Source organism: Glycomyces rhizosphaerae (genome assembly GCF_042647865.1).
Classification (GTDB): domain Bacteria; phylum Actinomycetota; class Actinomycetes; order Mycobacteriales; family Micromonosporaceae; genus Glycomyces; species Glycomyces rhizosphaerae.
Genome location: NZ_JBHRWO010000012.1, coordinates 347,615 through 363,553, shown reverse-complemented (window position 1 = coordinate 363,553; position 15,939 = coordinate 347,615). Strand labels below are relative to the sequence as shown.

9 protein-coding genes are annotated in these 15,939 nt (G+C 70.1%); 5 read left to right on the top strand and 4 right to left on the bottom strand.

The annotated features are described in order from the left end of the window. Nucleotides 1–121 precede the first annotated feature (121 nt). Nucleotides 122–1,471, top strand: coding sequence for an MFS transporter (locus ACFO8M_RS15955; RefSeq protein ID WP_387977322.1), 1,350 nt, complete (start codon nt 122–124; stop codon nt 1,469–1,471). A gap of 65 nt (nt 1,472–1,536) precedes the next feature. Here ACFO8M_RS15955 and ACFO8M_RS15950 read toward each other — a convergent pair whose 3' ends face one another. Together ACFO8M_RS15950 and ACFO8M_RS15945 are read right to left on the bottom strand one after the other, a co-directional pair. Beyond that, nucleotides 1,537–4,485 carry a carbohydrate binding domain-containing protein gene (locus ACFO8M_RS15950; protein WP_387977320.1) on the bottom strand — a complete coding sequence of 983 codons (2,949 nt, stop codon included), beginning with the start codon at nt 4,483–4,485 and terminating at the stop codon, nt 1,537–1,539. Nucleotides 4,486–4,742: 257 nt separating this feature from the next. Then, on the bottom strand, nt 4,743–5,579 hold the full coding sequence (locus tag ACFO8M_RS15945) for an MBL fold metallo-hydrolase (RefSeq protein WP_387977318.1): 837 nt from the start codon (nt 5,577–5,579) through the stop codon (nt 4,743–4,745). Nucleotides 5,580–5,871: 292 nt separating this feature from the next. Here ACFO8M_RS15945 and ACFO8M_RS15940 point away from each other — a divergent pair, with 292 nt between their 5' ends. Next, on the top strand, nt 5,872–6,447 hold the full coding sequence (locus ACFO8M_RS15940) for a transposase family protein (RefSeq protein ID WP_387977317.1): 576 nt from the start codon (nt 5,872–5,874) through the stop codon (nt 6,445–6,447). 129 nt (nt 6,448–6,576) lie between these two features. On the opposite strand, the gene helR is transcribed toward ACFO8M_RS15940, so the two are convergent. Next, nucleotides 6,577–8,727: an RNA polymerase recycling motor ATPase HelR gene (helR, locus tag ACFO8M_RS15935; RefSeq protein WP_387977315.1), complete on the bottom strand. Its 2,151-nt coding sequence runs from the start codon at nt 8,725–8,727 to the stop codon at nt 6,577–6,579. 10 nt (nt 8,728–8,737) lie between these two features. After that, on the bottom strand, nt 8,738–9,946 hold the full coding sequence (locus ACFO8M_RS15930) for a glycosyltransferase (protein WP_387977313.1): 1,209 nt from the start codon (nt 9,944–9,946) through the stop codon (nt 8,738–8,740). A gap of 458 nt (nt 9,947–10,404) precedes the next feature. Here ACFO8M_RS15930 and ACFO8M_RS15925 point away from each other — a divergent pair, with 458 nt between their 5' ends. Genes ACFO8M_RS15925 through ACFO8M_RS15920 form a run of 3 tightly spaced genes read left to right on the top strand, consistent with a single transcriptional unit; the run spans nt 10,405 to nt 15,921 of the window. Continuing rightward, nucleotides 10,405–11,379, top strand: coding sequence for a hypothetical protein (locus ACFO8M_RS15925; protein ID WP_387977311.1), 975 nt, complete (start codon nt 10,405–10,407; stop codon nt 11,377–11,379). After that, nucleotides 11,376–12,761, top strand: a complete 1,386-nt coding sequence (locus tag ACFO8M_RS26585; protein WP_449267475.1) for a DNA polymerase Y family protein — start codon at nt 11,376–11,378, stop codon at nt 12,759–12,761. Before ACFO8M_RS15925 ends, ACFO8M_RS26585 begins: the two co-directional genes overlap by 4 nt. Continuing rightward, complete coding sequence (locus ACFO8M_RS15920; protein WP_449267474.1) at nt 12,754–15,921, top strand: error-prone DNA polymerase; 3,168 nt, start codon at nt 12,754–12,756, stop codon at nt 15,919–15,921. Before ACFO8M_RS26585 ends, ACFO8M_RS15920 begins: the two co-directional genes overlap by 8 nt. The last annotated feature ends 18 nt before the right edge of the window (nt 15,922–15,939 follow it).

The following is a 15,939-nucleotide window of genomic DNA, read 5'->3' as shown; positions in this document are numbered from 1 at the left end:
GCGCTGGCGAATGATCGGGTATTAACCAAGCAGTACATAACTATCCAGTACGTTCATCGTCGCTCGGATGGGAAGACTGCGTCTCTGCCCATGCAATGGCGCACCGCCAGAGGAGCTCACCGTGTCAGACCACCCCACCCCCCTACCGCCGGGCCTCAGCGCCCGCGGCAAGCCGAGGAAGACGGCCGTCGCCGCCTGGATCGGCAGCGCCCTGGAGTACTACGACTTCTTCATCTACGGCACGGCCGCAGCGCTCGTCTTCGGCCAGGTCTTCTTCCCTTCTTCCAACCCCGCCACCGGAACCCTGCTCGCACTGTCCACTTTCGGCGTCGGCTACGCGGCCCGACCGCTCGGGGCCGTCCTGCTCGGGCACGTCGGCGACCGGTTCGGCCGCAAGCGGGTCCTGGTCTTCACCCTGCTGCTCATGGGCGCCTCCACGTTCCTCGTCGGGTGCCTGCCGAGCTACGAGACCGCCGGGCTCTTCGCGCCGATCGCGCTCGTCGTCCTCCGCCTCCTGCAAGGACTCTCGGCCGCGGGCGAGCAGGCCAGCGCGAACTCGATGAGCCTGGAGCACGCGCCCGCCGACCGGCGGGCGTTCTTCACCAGCTGGACGCTGAGCGGCACGCAGGCCGGCCAGCTCATCGCGACGGCGGCGTTCCTGCCCGTGGCGGCGCTGCCCGAGGAGGACCTGCTCAGCTGGGGCTGGCGGATTCCGTTCTGGGCCAGCGTGGTCATGGTCGTCGTCGGCTACCTGATCCGCCGCAAGATCGAAGAGACGCCGGTCTTCGAGGACGAGGCGAAGGCGGGCAACGTCGTGAAGCTGCCGCTCGCGGTGCTGCTGCGCGATCACTGGGCGGACGTGCTGCGGGTGATCTTCGCGGCGCTCATCGCCTCGGTGAGCACGATCTTCACGGTCTGGGCGCTGAACTACGCGGTGAACACGATCGGGCTGGACCGCACGCCGATGCTGTGGGTCGGCGTGGCGGCGAACATCATCGCGGTGGCGACGATCCCGTTCTGGGGGACGCTCGCGGACCGCTTCGGGCGCAAACCGGTGTTCCTGACCGGGTCGCTGGGCTGCGCGGTGCTGATCTTCCCGTACCTGTGGTCGATCTCGGTCGGGAACTGGGCGCTGATCTTCATCCTCGGGGTGCTGATGTTCGGCCTGGTGTACCAGGCGGCGAACGCCACCTGGCCGTCGTTCTACGGCGAGATGTTCTCGGCGCGGGTGCGCTTGTCGGGCATGGCGATCGGGACGCAGGTCGGGTTCGCGATCAGCGGGTTCCTGCCGACGATCGCGGTGGCCATCACCGGTGACGCTAAGGGCGCGTGGCTCGGCGTGGCGGTCTTCACGGCGCTGATGTGCCTGGTGAACGCTGTCGCGGTCTTCACCGGCAGGGAGACGTCCAAAGTGCCCACCGAGCTGCTCGGTGTCAAGGAGGCTCCGGTGAAACCGCCTGTGGGCGTGTAGGAGTGAGAGCGGGCCGGTCGCGCAGGGTTGCTGCGCGGCCGGCCCTTTTCTCTGGGAGGCAAGCCTCAGGAGAGGTACGGCCCGTCGTCGCCGACCTGGCCGGGGGCGGCGGTCAGGGACGTGGTGAGGACGTACACGGCCATGTCACCCTGGCCCGAGACCGAGGCGGTCAGGGTGCCGTTGGTGACGGTGGTGGTCGCGCCGCTCACCGCGTCGGTGTAGGTGCCGTTGGGGATGCCGCTGAACGTCGCCGAGCTGGAGATCGCGACCAGCGCGAAGCTGTCGACGGACGAGTCGGTGTAGCGGCGTTTGAAGGCGATGCCGCCGCTGATGTTCGCAGTGGAGTACTGGCCCATCGAAAGCGCCGGAACCGCGCGCCGGATCTCGTTGAGCCGCTGCAGGTGCTCGACGAGCGGCTGGTTCAACGTGGTGGCGATGGCCCCGGTGGCCGATTCGACTTGGCTGAAGTCGCTCACTTCGATCGTGCCTTCGAGGTGGTCGCCGTAGTAGGCGCGGCCGGTCTCCGAGAGCGGGCAGGAAGGCCCGCAGTCGATCTGGGCGCCGGCCTGGAACTCGATCTCCGATCCGTAATAGAGGGTGGGGATGCCGCGGAAGGTCCACATGAGGTTCATGTTCTCGGCCCAGGCGGTGGTGCCGCCGGAGTAGCGGTTGCTGGACTTGTTGGGGCCGTAGTCGTGCGAGTCGACGTACACGGCGTTGAAGGTGGCGTCGTTGACCCAGGGGTCGGAGTCCTTGCCGTTGTGGAACGCGTTGCTCGCTTCACCGAAGTTCATGTGCATGCGCATGTCGATGATGTTCATGCCGGAGAACTCGCTGTAGTCAGGGGCGTGGTAGGTGTTGCCTTCCAGGAACGCGTTGGTGCTGGTGGGCTGGTTCTCGGTGCCCTGGGTGTTCTCCCACTGGTACTGCTCGAGCGCGGCGGCCACGTCGTCGTCGGCGTATTCGCGACGCTCCTGCCAGGTGTAGAACTGGGCGGAGTGGTTGACCGAGCCGCGGTTCCAGCGGTCGTGGACGAAGGCCGCGACCTCGCCGAAGATGTAGAAGTCGTTCGCCTTGTCCTCGCCGTACTTGGACACCAGGTGCTCTTGCAGTGCGGGCAGGAAGACCCGGTTCCAGGTGACGCGTGGAATGTGGACGGCGGTGTCGACGCGGAAGCCGTCGACGCCCATGTCGATGTACTGCTTGTAGGCGCCGATCAGGTAGTCCTGCACGGCTTCGGATTCGGTGTTGAAGTCGGCGAGGTCCTCATGGAGCCAGCAGGAGCGGGCGTCCTCGCCTTCCCAGTTGCCGATCCAGCACTGGTGGTAGTTCTCGGCGGAGAACATTCCCGATGTGGCGCTGGGCCACTGGCAGTGGTAGACCTTCCAGCCCTCGGAGCTGTAGTTGCCGGAGAAGACACCCCAGTTCGCGCACGTGTTGTCGGCGGGCTCCGCAGTGGACCAGAGGTCGCCGTTGTAGTAGGAGCGGCCCGAGTTCGGCTCGACCGAGAGGCCGTCGTAGGTGAAGTCGGGGTTGTAGGTGTCGTAGAAGTCGCCCCACTGGCCGTCCTGGACGCCGTAGACCGTGGGCGTCTCCAGACCGACCGCGCCCCAGCGGGAGGAGTGGTTGAAGACCACGTCCTGGTAGATCTTCATGCCCTTGTCGTGAGCGGTGTCGATGAGGTCCTGGTAGGACGCGCCCTCGGATTCCAGGCGGGCGTCGATCTCGTAGAAGTCGTACCCGTGGTAGCCGTGGTAGTCGTAGTCGGAGCGGTTGAGCACCACCGGGGTGATCCACACGGCCGAGAAGCCGAGGCCCTTGATGTAGTCGAGCCGGTCCATGAGGCCGGAGAAGTCCCCGCGGAACATCGGGTCGTCGTATTCGGCGTTGCCGGAGGTCTCGTGCTTGGAGCCGCCGCGGTTGTTCGACTCGTCGCCGTCGTAGAAGCGGGCGGTCATCGCGAAGTAGATCGGGTCCTGGCGCGGGTCGCCGCCGAGCATCTCGCCCGTGGTGGCGGCGTCGGGGACCTCGCCGGTCGTCGCCGAGACCGAACCGCTTGCGGCGGAGGCGTTCCCGGCAGCGTCGTACGCGGCGACCGTATAGCTGTAGGCCGTGTTCGGGTCGAGGTTCGCGTCGGTGAACTTCGTGGAGGCGGTGGTGCGGGTGACCGTGCCGTCGGCCGAGGTGCGGGTCAGGCGGTAACCGGTGACGCCGACGTCGTCCGTGGCCGCCGTCCACGACAGGATCACGGTGGTGGCGTTCACCGTGGCCGTGAGCCCTTGGGGCGTAGCGGGAGCGACGGTGTCGGGCTCGGCCGATACGCACGGGTCGGCGGCATCGGCGGTGACCTTGGCGTCCGAGACCGTCGTGACTCCTGCGCCGATCGTGTAGTCGGCACCGGCGTTGTTGTCCCAGAGGCTCGACCCGTTGTTGAACGCGGCCTTCAAGCTCGTGGCCGAGCCGAGCGGCACGGTCAGGCGGACCCAGCCCGCGCAGGCGGCCTCGACCATCGCCGTCCCGGGCGCGGTCGTCCAGACGCCGTTGACCGCGTAGTGCATGTACGCCTGGGTCCAGCCCATCGAGGTGAGGTCGTAGTAGACGACCGCTTCCTCACCGCCGCAAGGGTTCCCCGTGCTCTTCACCCCCGAGGCGATGGTGATGTCTCCCGAGCCGACCGCGTAGTTGGCGCCGTTGTTGTTGTCCCAGGTCCCGGAACCGTTGTTGAAGGTGACCTGCGCGCCGGTCGCGGCGCCGAGGTCGATCTCGTAGGAGTACCAGCCGGTGCAGGCGGCCTCCATCGGGACGCCGGGGGCGGTGGTCCACGAGCCGCCGGTGGGCGCGTAGTGGATGTTGACCGTGGTCCAGCTGGTCGCGGCCCGGTAGTAGACCGTTGCCGTGGTGGCCGCACTGGAGGCCGAGGGGACGGCCAGCAGCGCGAAGAGCATGGCGGCCAAGGCGAGTGCAGCGGGAAGCAGGCGGTTCCGCTGGGAACGGCGGGGTTGTCCGCGAGTCATGTCGAACTCCTGTGGGCGAGGTGGACGGATTGATTCTTGCCGTTCCCAGAGGTGTTCTTGCAGTTCTTGCAAGAACTATCTGCACTTTAGCACAGAGTTTTCCATATGCTCATGCCTCGATATATGACCGTTCGGCGCGACCTGTCCCGATGCGCCCGCTCTCTTCCCCGTCGAGGAGTGAAGTGGCAGACGTGAAGGGGCCCAAGCCGAATCATCGGCTCGGGCCCCTTCACCGTCTCGGATCGACGGCGACGCGCCTAGCCGGGGGTGCCGCCGTGTCCGTGTCGCTCGGCGAGGCGCTGGACCTGCTCGATGGCGATGTCGCTGGTCCATTCCCAGCCGGGCTTGGCCGTCTCGCCGACTCGCGGGTCATCGGGAACACGGCCCTCGCTCAAGGCGAGCACGTACGCCCGGTCCATCTCGATCCTGGCGCGCAGCTCATCGGCGCCGCCGACCGACCCGTGGCCGGGGACGACGACATCGGCCTCGCCTGCCACGTCCTCGAGCCGCCGCAGCCCGACGAGGTACTCCTCGATCGGGTCGTTGGCGTCGTTCAACGTGTCGAGGTTGGGGACCAGGACATCGGAGAGCATGTCGCCGGCGACGAGCACCCCGCGTTCCTCGATGAGCAGCGCCGCATGGCCCGGGGCATGCGCAGGATTCTCGATGATCCGGACTTCAGGTCCGTCCCATGGAATCCGCGCGGTTCCGGCGGGCAGGCCGGTGATGAGGCCGAACAGGTCCAGCGGTGTCTCCTCGGCGATCTCCGGCGGCAACGCTTCGGCGGCGCGGGCCTTCCAGTCGGCGTTCGACCGAAAATCTTGCATGAACGCCGCGCAGCGGGCCGTGCCGTAGCGAGGCGCTTCGCCGAGGTCGGGGTGCCAGAGCACGTGGTCCCAATCGGGATGCGTCGCGAAGCCCGCCACAACGCTCTGTCCCAGCTCGCGAAGGTCGGTCGCAAGGCAGGCCATTTCGGATCCAGTCAGGCCGGGATCGACGAGCAGCACACCGGCCCGGCCTTGCACCACAACGGCGTTGTTCTCGAGCAACTCGCTCTGGTGGGTCGACACGCCCTCCGCTACCTGACGCAGCATGGGACTCCTCCTCTTTTCATGCCGGCGCGAATACGCCCGCTGCGTACAGAGACGACACGGGCGCCCGACTTTCATCGCCGCATCCCGCACCATCGAGATACAACCACCTTTGGCGCGCGCTCTGGCATCGTTGAGCAAGATGCGCGGCGCTCAAGGAGCTCGTTGCACCTTGGGTGGGTTCAATTGGGGCGCAGCGAGTTTGATGGTGTCGGTGCTGGTCCTGGCGGCGGGCACGGCGAAGGCTCCTGGTGGAACCACGGGTGCTGAAATCCATTGCCTGCCAGGAGCCTCCTTGCTGTCCTACACCGCCCCACTTCCCCTGTCGAGCGACACCCTGACCCGCGTGTCCGTCCTCATCCGATCCCACCGCAAGCAGATCGGCTCCCGTTGGAGGGCTCTCGACCCCGGCCAGCAGGCCCTGCTCACCCTTGCCCACCTGCATAAAAGCGAACGCCTGGCCGACCTCGCGGCCAGCTTCGGGATCTCGGCGTCGACCTCCAGCCGCCGCATCCGCGAGACCATCGGCCTGCTCTCAGCCGAAGCCCCTGGCTCGACCCACGACACCAAGGCCGCCCGGATCTGGCAGATCCCGCGTCTGCTACGCGAGTACGGCCTGTTCGCCCTGGGAGACAAGGGCTACGACGGGCTCGACCACGACCTGGTGGTCACGCCGTACAAAGGACGGGGCAAACCCGAGTGGCAGAGAGAGGCCAATCGCGTCCACGCCCGGCTACGCGGTCCGGGCGAGCGGATGTTCTCGCAGCTCAAGAAGTGGTCGATCTTCGACCGGATCCGATGCGATCCGCAGCGGGTTACCCAGATCGCCAAGGCCGTTCAGGTCCTCAACGGCTACGAACACCGATCATGACCGAGCGTTGGTGGTGATCAACGTGGCGGATGATGATCAAGCCGTTCAGCGACCTGACGACTCGGCGTTTCGCCAGTCTCGCCCGCCAGACCTCCGACGACAATGTCCTTGCAGTGCAAGGAATTCGACTCAGGCGCTGGTGAGGACCACCAGCCTCTGGGTCGCGCGGGTCATCGCCACGTACCGGTCCACCGCCCCTTCGATGCCCTCGCCGAACGTTTCAGGGTCGACGAGCACGACGAGGTCGAATTCGAGTCCCTTCGACAGCTCCGGGGTGAGCGACCGGACGCGGGAGGTCCCTTCGCGGTTCGGATCGCCTATGACGCAGGCGGTCCCGTCGGCGTGCTCGGCGAGCCAGGCGTCCAGGATCGCATCGAGGTCCGCAATGGACCCGTGCTGGACGGGGACGCCGCTGGTGCGGACCGAGGTCGGCACGTTGGCGTCCGGGAGCGCGGCCTTGATGACCTGCTCGGCCTCCTCCATGACTTCGGCGGGCGTGCGGTAGTTGATGCTCAGGGAGGCCAGGTTGACGTGGTTCAGGCCGGTCCGTTCGAGCCGTCCGGCCCAGGTCTCGGTGAACCCGTGCCGGGCCTGGGCGCGGTCGCCGACGATGGTGAAGCTCCGTGACGGGCAGCGGCGCAGCAGCATCTGCCATTCGGCGTCGGTCAGCTCCTGGGCCTCGTCGACGATGACGTGCGCGAACGGCCCGGCGAGCGGGTCGGGGTCGGCGGTCTCCAGGTCCTCGTAGTGGACCAGGGCGTCCTGGAGGTCGGCGCCCTTGAGGAGGATCATCTCCTCCACGTTGCCGTCGCCGGCCTCGAGGATCTCCTCCACGACCTTGTCGATCACTTTACGTTCGGAGGCGATCTCGGCCTCCCGGCGGCGGGCTCTCCGGGACGACTCCGGGTCGCCGAGGCGGTGGCGTGCGGCGTCGAGGAGCGGCAGGTCGGACACGGTCCAGGCCTTCGGGTCCTCGCGGTAGAGCAGCGCGACCTGGTCCTCGTCGAGCCAGGGGGCGCACATGCGCAGGAAGTCGGGGACCGCCCACAGTGCCGCGACGAGGTCGGCGGGCTCGATGATCGGCCAGGCTTTGTCGAAGGCGCGCACCAGTTCCCGGTTGCGGGCGAGTGACCGGCGCAGCAGGTCCGGCTCGATCTCGTCCTCGTCGTGCTTCTCGGTGATGATCGCGACCAGTTCGTCCCAGATCTCCTCGCGCGCTTCGTTGTGGGGCGTGCCGAGCCCCGCCGCGTCGAACGCGTCGGCCCAGTCGGCGGCGCTGAGCCGGACCTCGGACCAGTGGGTCTCGACGGTCAGCCCCTTGGTGGGCGGGTGTTCGTAGCGGCGCACGGCCGGTTCGATCGCCTTCACCATGGCCGCACCGGCTTTCAGGGCGGCCACGTCGGGGTCCGCTTCGTCCGGTGCGTCGGCGCCCTCGGGTTGGAGGTCGCGCACGGTGCAGGTCTGCACGCCCTCCTCGCCGAGGCTGGGGAGGACGTCGGCGACGTAGGCCAGGTAGGGCTGGTGGGGGCCGACGAACAGCACGCCTCCCTTGTGGTGGCCCACGCGCGGGTCGGAGTAGAGCAGGTACGCGGCGCGGTGGAGCGCGACGACGGTCTTGCCGGTGCCAGGACCGCCGTCGACCACAAGGGTGCCTTGGGATCCGGCGCGGATGATGGCGTCCTGGTCGGCTTGGATGGTGCCGAGCACGTCGCGCATCCGCTCCGACCGGCTGCTGCCCAGGGTGGCGATGAAGGCGGACTGGTCGTCAAGGGCGGCATGTCCTTCGAGTCCGTCCGGGGTGAACACCTCGTCCCAGTAGTCGCTGATCCGGCCGTGGGTCCAGCGGTACCGGCGGCGGCTCGCCAGGCCCTCGGGGCGGGCGTGGGTCGCGCCGAAGAACGGTTCGGCGGCGGGCGAGCGCCAGTCGAGCAGCAGACGTCGGCCGTCGCCGTCGGTGAGACCGAGACGTCCGATGTAGATCGTGTCGCCGTCGTCGGCGACGGTCCTGCCGAGGCACAGGTCGAGGCCGTAGCGGCGCAGCGTGCGCAGGCGGGCGGTGAGCCGGTGGATCTCCCGGTCCCGGTCGGCCGCCGCCTGGCCGTCGAATCGCCCCGTGCCGCCCGGCGCCCTGCGCGCGGCGTCGAGGCGGTCGGACAGGTCGGCGATCGACTGCTCCAGGCTCGTGGCGATGGCGGCGAAATGCCGCTCGTCGGCGGCGATGAGCTTCGGGTCGGCCTTGGCCGAGAGGTTCGAGGGAAGATCGAATGCGCTGTGGCCCATGGCGTTCAAGTCAGCGGCTCCCTTCGAGCAGCAGGCGCGCGGCAACGGCCGCGCCGTCGGTGCGGATCACGGCGGCCACGGCGGCCGCCCGTTCACGGGTCTTGGCGGACAGGGCCGTTTCGATTGCGGCTGAAAGGGACTCGAACGTGGGAACCGGGCCGTCGTGCGCGACGCCGATGCCGAGGTCGGCCACGCGCCCGGCCCAGTACGGCTGGTCGGCCATCTGCGGGACGACGACCTGGGACGCGCCCGACCGGGCGGCCGTCGCGGTCGTGCCCGCGCCGCCGTGGTGCACGACGACAGCGACCCGGCGGAACAGCGCCTGGTGGTTGACCTCGCCGACGCCGAAGCAGTCGTCCCCGTCGTCGATCGGGCCGATGCCGCCCCAGCCGCTGGCGACGACGGCGCGACGGCCCTGCGCGCGGACCGCCTCGACGACGATCCGCGAGGCCTCCCGCGGATCGCGGATCGGCATGCTGCCGAAGCCCACGAACACGGGCGGATCGCCCGCGTCGAGGAACGCCTCCAGGTCTGCCGGCAGCGGGCGCTCGTCCGGCAGGATCCAGAAGCCGGTGCGCACCACTTCGAGGTCCGGGGCCTCGCGCCACGGGCCCAGGACCGGGTCCGAGGCCAGCCACGGCTGGTCGGTGTAGACGTGGGCGCGGAGGTCGTCCACCCGGGGCAGGCCCACCGACGCCCGCAGCGCGTTGAGCGGCGCCGAGTAGAGCGCGTCCAGGTTCTCGGCGTCGATCCCCCACAGCGTCCGGTTGTCGGCGCCGGGCGGGAACGGCTTCCCCGGGCGGCGCAGCGGCGGGTGGTACGGCGAGGGCAGGATGCCGGGGATGAAGGTGGCGAACACGTACCGGATCCCGGCCTGCTCGGCCACGGTCCGCGCGGCGGCCGGGAACAGGCCGGTCGCCAACAGGACGTCGCAGTCCTCCGCGGCGGGGAGGAGCCCCTCGGACTGCGCGGTCACGAGGGCCGCCGCGACCTCCGGCGCGTTCGCCGGGGTCGCGGGCTTCGGCCCGGACACGAGGTCCCGCACCGACCGGCCGACCGGCACGACCTCCGCGCCGACGGCGGTCAGCCGCCGGTTGCCCTCCTCGTCCGGCGGTGCGCACACCCGCACCTCCGCACCGAGCTGCCGCAATTCCGCCGCGAGTCCCGCGAGCGGTTCGACATCTCCTCGCGACCCGTAGGTCGACAGCAGTACACGCATTCCACGCCTCCGGAGCTTCGTGTTCTGGCTTGGAAGTACGATTGTGCACCCCTCTGACCTGCTAAAACACACCCCGGTGTACCCCTCTTCGGACCCCCGGGGTTATATTCTGGAGAGGGAAGAGGCGCAGGCCGCTTCCCTTTCGTGTCTCCGGGGTCCGGTCGAGGACCGGCCGGTGACCGATCGGCTGGCCGACGCGCGGTCGGCCGCCTCAGGGCCGCCGCGACGCCTGCGGGCTCGGGCCGTTCAACCGCTTTTCCCATGCGGCGACCAGTGTGGCCCGGGTGGGCGCGATCGCCGTGGAAGTGCCGTTTCGTGGCCATTCCGTGCCATGTGACCTGGGCGGGGTCGTGAATCATCGCCAAGAGATTTATCAAACACCTGTTTGAGCTTGCGCCCTGCCACCAGTTCGGTATGTTGAAGTTGATACACATGTTCGACATGACACGGGGGAACTGGTGGCGACATCCGTCGCGGCCGCGCTGGCCGCTGAGCTCGGCCTGCGCACCGCCGCAGAGCTGCGCCCGGCAGTCGAGGCCCGCGAGGCCCGCCTAGCGAGCGGATCGGCGCTGACCGCCGAGCCGGATCTCGCCGCGGTCCGCGGCGCGGTCGTCGCCGAGCCGCGTGTCGCCCCACCGGCCGAGGCCGCGCCACGCCCGGACATGGTGCAGGCTCCGAGGGCCATCCTCCCCGTCACCCCCGACATTTCCGCGCTGCTGCCCTACGGCGGACTCGCAACCGTGACCGCAATCACGGCTTCGCGGCGCGGGGCGACCTCGCTGCTGTGGCGGCTCCTAGCCGGTCCGACCGGGGCCGGGGCCTGGTGTGCGCTGGTCGGGATGCCGCGGGTATACCCGCTGGCGGCGACGGCCGCCGGAGTCGACCTCGGGCGCGTGGCGCTGGTCGACCCGGGGTCGCTCGTAGCCGAAGCGGCGGGGACGCTCGCCGAGGGCGTCGCCGCGGTGGTGGTGCCGAGCGAAGGGCTCACGCCGACGCAGACGCGGCGGCTGACCGCACGCGCCCGCAAGAGCGGGACCGCGATCATCTGGTGGGAGACCCGCCCGGTGGCCGGCGCCGACGCCCGGCTCGAAGTCGCCCACGTGAGTTGGAAGGGCTTGCGCCCCAATGCAGGACGACGCTGGGGTGCCGGACGCCTCGATGCCTGCGAGCTGGAGGTCGCCGCATATTGGCGCTCCGGAAGCACCCGGAAAGCTCGAATCTGGCCCTACGGCGGCGAGGAGGAAGCGGACGTCATCGAGCTGTCCGCGAGAACCGCCGGAACAGATCGCGGCGCCCGCAAGAACGTCATCGACCTGCGCCCCCGATCCACCGTGGACCGCGATGCCGCCGGGCGAAGCGGAGCGGTGAACCGAGCCGGAGGAACCCCGCGTCGGATCGTCCCGCTTCACCGCGCCGGGAGTGATCTCCCGTGAGCGTGCAGGTGCGACGAGCGTCGGGGCGGGTCCTCGTGATGCGGCTCGTGGATTGGGATGCCGAGGACTCGGCCGCGTTCGAGCCGGTGCTCGATGCGCTCGACCTGCTCACGCCATACGTCGAAGTGCTCGAACCCGGCGTCGTCGCCGTGCCGCTGCGTCGCGGCGCGGGCGAGGAGGCCGCCTTCTGCGAGACCCTCATCGACACCGTCGCGGGCCTCGTCAACCAGGACTGCCTCACCGGCGTCGCCGACGGCCTGTTCGCCGCGGTCCTGGCCGCCCGCGAAGGCCGGATCGTCCCGACCGGGCGCGACGCGGCCTTCCTCGCCCAGCGCGACATCCTCGACCTCCAGGCCACGGGCCTGGTCGAGGCCGAGACCTGCGAGACCCTGCGCCACTTGGGCATCGGCACACTCGGTGCCTTCCGCGACCTGCCCGGCCAAGCCGTCGCGGAGCGGTTCGGCGCGGCCGTGCGCCGGGCCCAGCTGCTCGCCGCCGGGCAGTTCTCCCGCCCGCTCGTCCCCCGCCCGGCCGCGCCGGAGCTGACCGTGACCGACACCCCCGAGACCCCGTACGCCACCGTCGAACAGGCCGTCTTCGCCGCCCGGCCACTGGCCGAACGCCTGCTGACCATATTGGACGAGCGCAATCTCGCCTGCACCCGCGTCACCATCACCGCCCGCACCGGCAGCGGCATGGAGCGGCGGCGCACCTGGCAGCTCGACCCGGCCATCGGCGCGGCCGAACTGGCCCGGCGGGTGCGCTGGCAGTGCGAAGGCTGGCTCGCCACCGGTTCGGCGAGCGAGACGATCGACGAGACCGCGCACGCCATCACCGTGCTCGAACTCGCCCCCGGCGGACTCATCGGCCTGGTCGCGGCCGGGCGGGGCCTGTGGGGCGACAAAGGCGCCCGGGAAGTGAAGGCCGAGGCCGCCCTGCGGCACACCCAGAGCCGCTTCGGCCCCGACGCCGTGCAGATCGCCGCCGCCACCGACGGCCGCGACCTCGACGAACGGTTCGGTTCCGCCGCATGGGAAGTCGAGCACGCACCGCCGCCGCCCTCCGGCCCGTGGCCCGGAACGCTGCCCGATCCGCTGCCCAGCCTCATCGGCACCGACGAGACCGTCGCCGTCCTCGACGCGGCCGGCGCCCCCGTGGCGGCCCTCGCCCGCGGCGACCTGTCCGCCGCCCCGGCCCTGATCGCCCTGGGCGGCAAGCGAATCCCGGTCGTCGCCTGGGCCGGGCCGTGGCCGGTGTCCGAACGCTGGTGGAGCCCCGCGGCCCGCCGCTACGCGCGGCTCCAGGTCGAGCTCGCCGACGGCCGCGCCGCCCTCCTCGTCTGCGAAAGCGGGCAATGGAAGGCGGTGGGCTGGTATGACTGAGTACGCCGAGCTGCACTGCCACTCCCACTACTCCTTCGCCGACGGCGCGGACGCCCCCGCCGCGCTCGCCGCAGAAGCGCACCGGCTCGGCCTCAAAGGACTCGCGATCACCGACCACGACGGCCTGTACGCGGTCCCGCAGTTCGACTCGGCCGCATTGAAACTCGGGCTCTCCACGGTCTTCGGTGCCGAACTGAACCTCGATCTGCCCCGGGCCCGCCGCGGCCAGGTCGACCCGGCCGGACGCCACCTCGTCGTCCTCGCCCGCGACCCCGACGGCTACCGCTCCCTCTCCCGCGCCATCACCGCGGCCAAACTCGAAGGCGGCGAGAAGGACCTGCCGCGCTACCACCTCGAAAACCTTGCCGCCCAAGCGAACGGCGGCTGGCAGGTTCTCACCGGCTGCCGCAAAGGCTTCCTCAACGCGGCCTTGGACTCCGGCGGCCCGGACGCCGCCGAGGACGCCCTGCGCGAACTCGCCGACGCCTTCGGCCCCGAGCACCTCGCCGTCGAACTCACCTGCCACGACCTGCCCGACGACACGAAACGGATCGAAACACTCGCGGGCCTGGCCCGCCGCTTCGGCGTGCCGACCGTGGCCACCAACAACGTCCACTACGCGGCCCCGAACCGCGCCAGGACCGCCGCCGCGCTCGCGGCCGTCCGGGCCCGCGGCACCCTCGAAGCGACCGACCCGCACCTGCCCGCGAACGCCGGGGCGCACCTGCGCAGCGGCACCGAGATGGCGCAGCGCTTCGCCGACTTCCCCGAGGCCGTCGCCGAATCCGTGCGGATCGCCGCCGAATGCGCCTTCACCCTCAAACTGCTGGCCCCCCGGCTGCCGCACTTCCCCGTCCCAGACGGCCTCGACGACGACACCTACCTCGAAGCCCTGACCGATGAAGGCGCTACCGAGCGCTACGGGCCGCCGGAGTCCGCGACGGTCCCCGGGGCCTGGGACCAGATCCGGCACGAGCTGCGGATCATCGCGCAGCTCGGGTTCAGCGGCTACTTCCTCATCGTCGCCGACATCGTCGACTTCTGCAGGGCCCACGACATCTACTGCCAGGGAAGGGGATCGGCTGCGAACAGCGCCGTCTGCTACGCCCTCGGCGTCACCAATGTGGACCCCGTGTCCTTCGGGCTGCTGTTCGAGCGGTTCCTCTCCGCCGCCCGCGACGGCCCGCCCGACATCGACATCGACATCGAGTCCGGCCGCCGCGAAGAGGTCATCCAGTACGTCTACAACAAGTACGGCCGCGACCGGGCCGCCCTGGTGGCCAACGTGGTCACCTACCGGCCCCGCTCGGCGGTGCGCGACGCCGCCAAGGCCCTCGGATACGGCCACGACCAGGCCGTCGCGTGGTCCAAGCGCCTCCACTACTGGGGCGGCCTCGACCCCGACGAGGCCGAGGGCATCCCCGCCGACGTCCAATCGCTCGCCGCCGACTTCACCCACATGCCGCAGCACCTGGGCATCCACCCCGGCGGCATGGTCCTCACCGAGCAGCCGGTCAGCGAGATCGTCCCGGTCGAGCCCGCCCGCATGAAGGACCGCACCGTCCTCCAATGGGACAAAGAGGACTGCGCCGACGCCGGGCTCGTCAAATTCGACCTGCTGGGCCTGGGCATGCTGGAGGCCCTGCACCGCATGGCCGACCTCGTGGCCGACTTCCACGGGAGCCGGATCGACCTGTGGCGGCTGCCGCCCGACGACGAGGCCGTCTACGACATGCTCTGCCGGGCCGACACCGTGGGCGTCTTCCAGGTCGAGTCCCGCGCCCAGATGGCGACACTCCCCCGCCTGCGCCCCAGGGAGTTCCACGACCTCGTCGCCGAAGTGGCGCTCATCCGCCCCGGCCCCATCCAGGGCGGCGCCGTCCACCCGTACCTGCGCCGCCGCCACGGCGAACCCTGGCGCCACCTCGTGCCCGAAATCCTCCACAAGACCCTGGAGCGCACCTACGGCGTGCCGCTGTTCCAAGAGCAGCTGATGCGCATCGCCATCGACGCCGCCGGATTCGACGCCGGCGAAGCCGACCGGCTCCGGCGAGCCATGGGCGCCAAACGATCCGAAGAACGCATGGAGGAACTGCGAGGACGCCTCTACTCCGGCATGGCCGAACGGGGCATCACCGGCGCGGACGCCGACCGGCTCTACGAGCAGCTGCGGTCCTTCGCCGACTTCGGCTTCCCCGAATCGCACGCCGCCAGCTTCGCGTTCCTCGTCTACTCCTCGGCCTGGCTCAAATGCCACTACCCCGCCGCGTTCTACGCCGGCCTCCTCGCGAGCCAGCCGATGGGCTTCTACTCCCCCGCCTCCCTCATCGCCGACGCCGCACGCCACGGCCTCATCGTCCTGGCCCCGGAGGTCAACGCCAGCAAGGAGGTCGCCTCCCTCATCCCCACCGAACGGCAGTGCCTCGCACCGCTCATGGGCGTGGCGGACCTGCGCCTCGGCCTCGACAACGTCAAGGGCCTGGGGGCCCCCGCGGCCGAACGCATAGTCGCCGCACGGGAAGCGGACGGCCCGTTCCAGAGCCTCGCCGACCTCGCCCGCCGGGCCGGACTCGGCAAGGAGCGCATGGAGAAGCTCGCCGTCGCCGGAGCCCTGGAAAGCCTTGAACCCGACCGCCGCAAAGCACTGTGGACGGCCGGGACCGTGGACGAGCGCCCCGACACCATCCCCGGCACCGGACCAGCCGCGCCGCCGCCGACCCTCCCGGGCATGAGCGCCGCCGAACTCGCCCGCGCCGACTACACCGGCCTGGGCCTCTCCGTCCAGACCCACCCGATGGAACTGGCCCGCGCCGCGCTCGACGCCGCCGGGGTCCTCCCCGCCGACCGGCTCCCCTACATCGAAGACGGCGAACGCATCGAGGTCGCCGGGATCGTCACCCACCGCCAGCGCCCCTCGACCGCCAAGGGCGTCACGTTCCTCAGTTTGGAGGACGAGACCGGCATCGCGAACATCGTGTGCTCCCAAGGGCTCTGGAAGCGCTGGCGGAGCGTCGCCTCGGTCGCGAAGGCCCTGGTCATCAGGGGCTCGGTGGAGAAGCCGATCGATGCCGCGAAGGACACGATGCCGATGATCGTGGCCGACAAGCTCACGGTGCTCGACTTGAACAGCCCGAGCGCGCCGTCCCGGGACTTCCGTTAGAGCGCGAGCCGTTCAGGC